Source organism: Pelatocladus sp., assembly GCF_059505505.1.
In genome coordinates, this window is record NZ_JCACKS010000126.1 from 1 (window position 1) to 6,648 (window position 6,648).

Genomic DNA, 6,648 nt, shown 5'->3' on the forward strand with positions numbered 1-6,648 from the left:
CTTTTACCTACGCTGCAAACTCTCGTTTGTGGGGGGAGAGTGAAAAACTACCTTTAAATATAAATTTATAGATATCTTCTAATTTTGTTAAACTCATAAGAGAACTGACTATCTCTTCATTTTCAATGAATTCTGAGGAATCCATAGCAATCATGTTCTCTGGAGATGAAACTTCGATTTCATTTGCATTTTGTGGTGCTTTTTGTAATAAATTTTCCTTGTTTTCCTCGCGGATCGAATCTTCATGGTTTTGAGTTGCTACTTTTAGCAAGTTTTCCTGTCTATCAACATATCGACCCCGCAAGACACTAATTGCCGCATTCATCCCCTGCGGACTCATCTCAAACATCGGCACAAAACGGGCAATTTCCCCAGCAGTAGTTTCCTGCCAGCATTCACTCGGCATCGGGTTGAGCCAAGCGAAATAACGCACCGATTGCTGTAACTGCTCAATCCATGCCTTAGTATTATCAACCCGTTCTTGGTCAAAATTCCCCCGTGCTGCTCCGGCATCGCTAACAATTAATACCGCCGCTCGTTCGCCAATTTCCTCCAACACTTCAGAAATAGCCTTGGCATCAAGCATTGCCGGGTGACGGTATAAGTATTCATCCGGGTAGTCGTGAAAATAAAATACATTAGTTGTTCTCAACCGTCCTCCCCGTTGTGCCGTTTCCACCAACTGCCGCGATAAATCGTGAAATGGCACCATTGAGCCTTCTTGGTCAATTAGTAGCACCAAATCCGTGCGATTACTACGTGGTGGCATCAGTACAGGTTGCAGTAAAATCCCCTCACGCCCAATTTTTGCCACTGTCGCCTCAACATCTAACTCTGTGGGTACTCCTTGGCGCACCGGACGACGCAGATAACGCCAGCATTGCTTCATTTGTCGCTTGGTAACGGGGAAATATTCTGTTAACAGCATATAGCGGGGGCGTTTAATTTCTCTATCGCTACGATTACTACGCACTGCTTGGACTGCTTGCACTGGTTCCGGGATGATACCAGGTGTCTCTAAATTAGACGATTGTTCGTCAAGTAATGACTGCTCATCTGTAGGTGAATTAGAAGTATTAGGTTTTGTGCTTTCATCTTCTTGCACTGACTTTGGCCACCACATCTGCTGAAACAACCGTCGAATCAGGCGATTTTCTTCTTCAGACTTTGCCCACAGCATACAGCAAAGCTGCTCTAATTCCTGACGGTTACTAATTCCAAAACCTGCTTGTAAACTACGCACAACCACTAAATATTCTTTAACCCCCAACGGTAAACCATGTCGCTGTCGTAGGCTGTTAAAAATATCTAGCAGTGGTAGTTGATCTAGTTTCATGATTGTTGCAAATACCGCAAATGGTCTTCCCATTTCTTCAACAAAACTTCCGGGAAAGGAATTTCTCCCTCCAACTGCTTTAATACCTCATCTTCAGGAAATTGTCGCAACACTGCAAACCAATCCAACAACTCACTGGTGCTTACTTTTTTACCAGCTTTCCCCTTCTCCATTTTCTGCCGCAATTTGGTGAAACGCTTCACCGCAGCTTCTACTAAATCAGAGGAAGAATCCGGAAAGTGGGACTTGACAATATTAGCTAATTGTGTCTAAGGAAACTGAATATAATAAAACAGACAACGCCGCAGGAAAGCATCTGGTAAATCCTTTTCATCGTTGCTGGTAACAAAGACAATGGGAGGGTAATTTGCTTTGACTTCTTCCCCCTTTTCTTCAATCGTAAATCTTTGCTCATCTAACTCTCGCAACAAATCATTGGGGAAGTCAATATCAGCTTTATCGATTTCATCAATCAAAACTACGGTGCGTTGTTGATTTTTAAACGCACGTCCCAAGGGTCCCAATTTAATATAATTTTCTAAATTCTCGACTTTGGAATTGCTTGCTTCCCCCATGCGAGAAAGTTGAGCATCGTGCAAACGTCCTACAGCATCGTAGGTGTAGAGTCCATCCCTTGCCCTGGTTGTAGATTTAATATACCAAGCTTCGTAGGGTAAATCTAATTCGTAAGCCACCGCTTGTGCTAAGGTGGTTTTACCGCATCCCGGTTCACCTTTGAGCAATAAGGGACGTTTTTCGAGGAAAATGGCAAGGTTAACTGCTTTGATGAGTTCCGGAGATGGTAAGTAAGGGGAAAGTCCGTATTTTTGGCAGTCCTGGGGTGAGATGGACTTGCCTGTATAATATTGCTTGCCATTGGCGGTGAGTACACTTGCTAAATCAGCCATTTCGCCAAGCCTCCTTCCCAACGATGACCGCAGTGACAGCAAATTTCTTCATAAACAAATTCTGGGACACCGTTTTCTGTCTTTTCTAACAATATTTTGGATGTTAAACCTGCGGGTATTTGCATACTCTCCATTGCCGTCACCATATCAATCCAATCATCCAGCACATCTGGAGGAAATAGGCTGACAGGTGGTAAGTGTAAAGGTATTCGTGGGTACTCTGGTTCATCAAATTGCTTTGCTAGCAGGATATTTGACTCACAAACGCTGCCACTATTGTCCACCAAAAACATTAATAAATGTGTATTTCGTTCGCTATGAGGGCAATTTACCTCAACTTGTGCCACCAGTGGTTCCCAAAACTCTTGTAACCACGCCATCAGAACCTTTGGCGGCATATAATCGACGGTGTAAAAGATTAAAATTACGTCTTGAGTGAAAAGGCGATCGCATATCTTATAAATTATCTCCTTTGGTTCAACATCTTTTGGTAAACGAAACCAAGATGCTAACTGTCGCCACAGATGTGGGATGCTTCTACCTGCACCGTTATGACTCACGTCTATTTTAATTGGCGATATATTTTTCCACTCTGGCTTCAACCGAAACAAGCGATTTACCAAAAGTTGCTGTCCGCAGTAAGGTTCACCATGAACTAAGAAAGCAGCTGTTCGGTGTAAATCCATGACTTTTCTAACTAACCGCGCTTGCTGCTTAAAATCCATTTGCAACAAGAAGTCAAAAAGTAAATGTGGCGGTGTTTTAACGCCTGTCAATTCTATAATAATTTTATCAATATCTATCTGGATATCTACGCCAACATCTTTACGGATTTCTGTTAGTAAAGCACATAATGCTGGCTTCCCGAAAGTAATTTCACCGAAGTCATGAAGTTTCTTGACCATATCGATGATAAAAATATCTACAGGCATATCCCAATCCAAGCGATTAAGAACAGGTGAATTGACTAGCGCCCTGTTCAAATAGCCTCGACGCTCTTTTTTATCTTCCATTAAGGGTCTGAGCAGAGGCAATAATTTGTGGATGATATCGCTACTTATTGCCATTACCTAACTATCTTTATAACAGGCATAAACCTTGGATGCGTTGCAATGTGGTTTGTTAGACTGCGCTACTCTATCTCATCTGTAATACCTTCAAGGAAGCCAATAGCTGCTTTACCCCAAGGAGTTTCTTCGGCAAAATGCTCACCTGCTTTAAGAGAACCTTTCTTCACGCCATTCCATAAGCGTTTGAGACTCAAGAAATTCTGCCATCGTTTGGGTTGAGTACGCTGGATTTCCTTAAACTCTGCATCAATGATATCAGTCGCTTGCTCCTCGCTGGCTTGAGGATATTGCTGTTGTAAATCCTCAATCACTTTTTTCAGGTCTGCCAAAATTTGGTTAGCTTCTGATTCTGTGACATTATTATTTTCGATGTACGTACTAACTTGCTCAAAAATTTGAACTCTTTGAGCATTAGGAAAATGATATTTTGATTGCTTCTCTGACATCGCTTGAATTACCCTAATAATTTCCTCTAGTCTTGCTTCTAATCTACTAAATTCAGATGTAATTTGCTTATTAACAGTTTGGGGAGAAGCCACACTAATACTTCTTTTAACTGGCTGAGAGCGATATGATTGCACAAAGGATTTTAAAAATTGGAGTCCAGGAAATACCCAGTCTTCCACAATCATTACAGGTGGTAATAAGGAAACTGGATTATTATGGGTATGAATTTGCTTTTGCTTCACATCAATTACCCAAGGAAAAATAACTGCACTTCTTCTGAAATTATCTATTTTGCTTTGCTTTTTTATGAAGTTAATTAAATAGTTGGGACATTCATTTTCAAACACAAAACCTAAAAGACCATTCGGCATCCTGGGACCAGGCTTGATACCAAAGTCATAGGCTATCATTTGTGTCATATTGAAAAAGCGATCGCGGAGATTGACAATCTCGGTTTCTGTCAAGTCATCAGCTTTCACAAAAGCGACCAAATTTATTTGTAATTTTGTTTCTTTAAAACCTATAAAGTGAAAATCACCGAATATGTCGTTTCTAGATAGGTCGTAAACCTGTTTTTCTTCAACTAAAGTTTTTCGTAATTCAGACAAGAAGGTAGTTTGTGTATTTCTTCTTCTATCATGACTAATTGGATCTGAATTTTGGTCTTCAACTAAAATTTTTCCCAATCCAGGCAAGAAGGTAGCTTGTATATTTACACTATCTTGATTAATTGGATTTGAGTTTTGGATTGTTTGTTGTGCTAATTCCTCTCGAACCTGTTGCAGCAACTCATTTATACGTAACTTTATATCTGTTCCCACATCTTCCCGAATCACTTCCAGTAAAATACAAAGTGCAGGTTTCCCAGAGATTTCCCCGAAATTAACTAATTTATTTACCAAGTAGGGAATAAAATCATTGGTGGGTGTATTCAAAACTAGACTATGCAGCAGTGGGGTATCTGTCCCAAAAGCCCTGATTAAATACCCCCGACGCTGGCTTTCATTCTCCATCAGGGGTCTAAGCAAAGGTAATAATTTTCGCATCAACTCGCTATTTATTGCCATATAGTTACCTATTGCTGTTCAGGGAGTCTTTATATATAGTAAATTACGCTTATTTTACCTATATTGCTTTTATCACCTCTCAAATCAGATAAATACACGCCAAACCTTGATTATCCCAGCATTATCTGCACTGACTAAAGTTTTACCATCTGGACTGAAAGCAACACAGTTAACTTCACCTGAATGGTTAAAAGTATAGAGCAGATCCCCAGTGTGGATATTCCAAATCCTGATAGTATTGTCTTGACTTCCACTGGCGAGAATTTGCCCATCTGGACTAAAGGCAACAGAACAAACTTTGGCTTTTGATTTTGGGAGAGTACGCCAAATTGTTCCAGAATCAAAATTCCACAGCGCCAGTGGCAGATTTTCACCACCACTAGCAATCACCTGTCCGTTAGGACTGATTGCTACGCACCAAAGCACTTTCAGAACAAGGGATGTTACAAAACCGATCCAATCTGAGGTTTGATTGATTGTACGCAGTAAGTTTTGATTGCGCCAATCCCAAATATTGATATCACTTAGTGAGCATCCAGCGACAAGAAACTGTCCATCAGAACTAAAAGCAAGAGAATTAACCTGTCGCGCATGTCCTGCCCATAAAATGTTTAGTTCCTCTCCTGTGTGGAAATTCCAAAGTTTAACTGCGCCATATTGACCAATTGCTAGCGTGTTACCATCTGGGCTAATAGCCAAACTGAAAAAACCAAAGTTTGATAATCCTTGAGCCAGAGTTCTTTTTAGTTTACCTGTGCTTACATCCCATAGCTTGATGTTGCCATCAGCTGCTTCAAAATTACCGCTATTTATGAGGGTTTGTCCATCTGGACTAATTGCAACTGACTCAACCGAACCTGAATGTTCATCAAGCGTATGCAGACATTTCCAAATTCCCGAAGGTGGTTGCTGTTTTTTCAGTTCTTCTCTAATTTGTCGCAGCAGTTCATCTACACTTACTTTTACGTCTTCCCCTACATCAGAACGAATCACTTCTAACAACGCACAAAGCGCAGGTTTACCAACAGTTATTTCGCTTAAGGTTATCAATTCCTTCAACATATCTGTGATGAAATTATCCACAGGTTGATTGAAGACCAAGCGATTTAATACATTTGTACTCATGCCTAGCGATCGCATTAAATATCCTTTACGCTGGCTTTCGCTTTGCATAAGCGGTCTAAGCAGATGTAATAATTTTTCTATCGTGTTGGTACTTATCGCCATCCACTAACTACTTTGCTAAACGAGCATAAATTTCCGGTGCATTGTTTTTCAGGTCATTCAATAGCGCGATCGCACTCGTACCTGCATTACGTAAATACCGTTGTTGCGTATTTGGTTCCGGAAGCATTCCACCGCTATGATGAATACCAACCACTTGAAAATCATCATCGAAAACAGGCGAACCCGATGAACCTGGTTCTGTACTGGTAGTATATTGCAATACTTGGTTATCGGCGTAAGCAACGAAATTATTCTGAATCGAGATTTTCTTTAAATGACCACCTGGATGTTGAATAATTGCCACGCGGTCATCTCGCCGCATCAATTTACTTTTGAAGATTAAAGGTTTGCCAAAGTCAGGGACTTCTTTCAGGGTTACTACTGTATAATCCAATTCTTCGTTAGTGTAAAAAGCACCTTCTTTGAAAGCGCCAATAGTCTGTGTTGGACATTCTTTACCGTTGATATCTAGTTGATAGTTGAAGCTAAAATTACTTTTTTCCGCAACTTCCTGACTTTTGATAACGTGATTATTCGTCATTAGACCTCTTGCAAAATTATTTTATGGTATAGTTAAGGGTTTTGTATCATGT

At 40.5% G+C, this 6,648-nt stretch carries 7 protein-coding genes; all 7 read right to left on the reverse strand.

Features of this window, described 5'->3' with window-relative positions; translation table 11 throughout:
- Positions 1–7 precede the first annotated feature (7 nt).
- On the reverse strand, positions 8–1,369 hold the full coding sequence (locus AC5JMK_RS11295; protein ID WP_495910100.1) for a hypothetical protein: 1,362 nt from the start codon (positions 1,367–1,369) through the stop codon (positions 8–10).
- A complete protein-coding gene (locus AC5JMK_RS11300) occupies positions 1,333–1,509 on the reverse strand; it encodes a hypothetical protein (protein ID WP_495910101.1) in 177 nt (58 codons plus the stop codon). Before AC5JMK_RS11300 ends, AC5JMK_RS11295 begins: the two co-directional genes overlap by 37 nt.
- A 96-nt stretch (positions 1,510–1,605) precedes the next feature.
- Positions 1,606–2,244, reverse strand: a complete 639-nt coding sequence (locus AC5JMK_RS11305) for an AAA family ATPase (protein WP_495910102.1) — start codon at positions 2,242–2,244, stop codon at positions 1,606–1,608.
- Positions 2,232–3,311, reverse strand: a complete 1,080-nt coding sequence (locus AC5JMK_RS11310; protein WP_495910103.1) for an XRE family transcriptional regulator — start codon at positions 3,309–3,311, stop codon at positions 2,232–2,234. Before AC5JMK_RS11310 ends, AC5JMK_RS11305 begins: the two co-directional genes overlap by 13 nt.
- Positions 3,312–3,376: 65 nt before the next feature.
- The gene (locus AC5JMK_RS11315) at positions 3,377–4,828 is read right to left on the reverse strand and encodes a hypothetical protein (protein WP_495910104.1); all 1,452 of its coding nucleotides are present in this window, start codon (positions 4,826–4,828) and stop codon (positions 3,377–3,379) included.
- A gap of 84 nt (positions 4,829–4,912) precedes the next feature.
- Positions 4,913–6,055, reverse strand: a complete 1,143-nt coding sequence (locus tag AC5JMK_RS11320; RefSeq protein ID WP_495910105.1) for a WD40 repeat domain-containing protein — start codon at positions 6,053–6,055, stop codon at positions 4,913–4,915.
- A 7-nt stretch (positions 6,056–6,062) separates the two neighbouring features.
- Entirely contained in the window at positions 6,063–6,596 is a 534-nt protein-coding gene (locus AC5JMK_RS11325; RefSeq protein WP_495910106.1) for a trypsin-like serine peptidase, read from the reverse strand.
- Positions 6,597–6,648 lie beyond the last annotated feature (52 nt).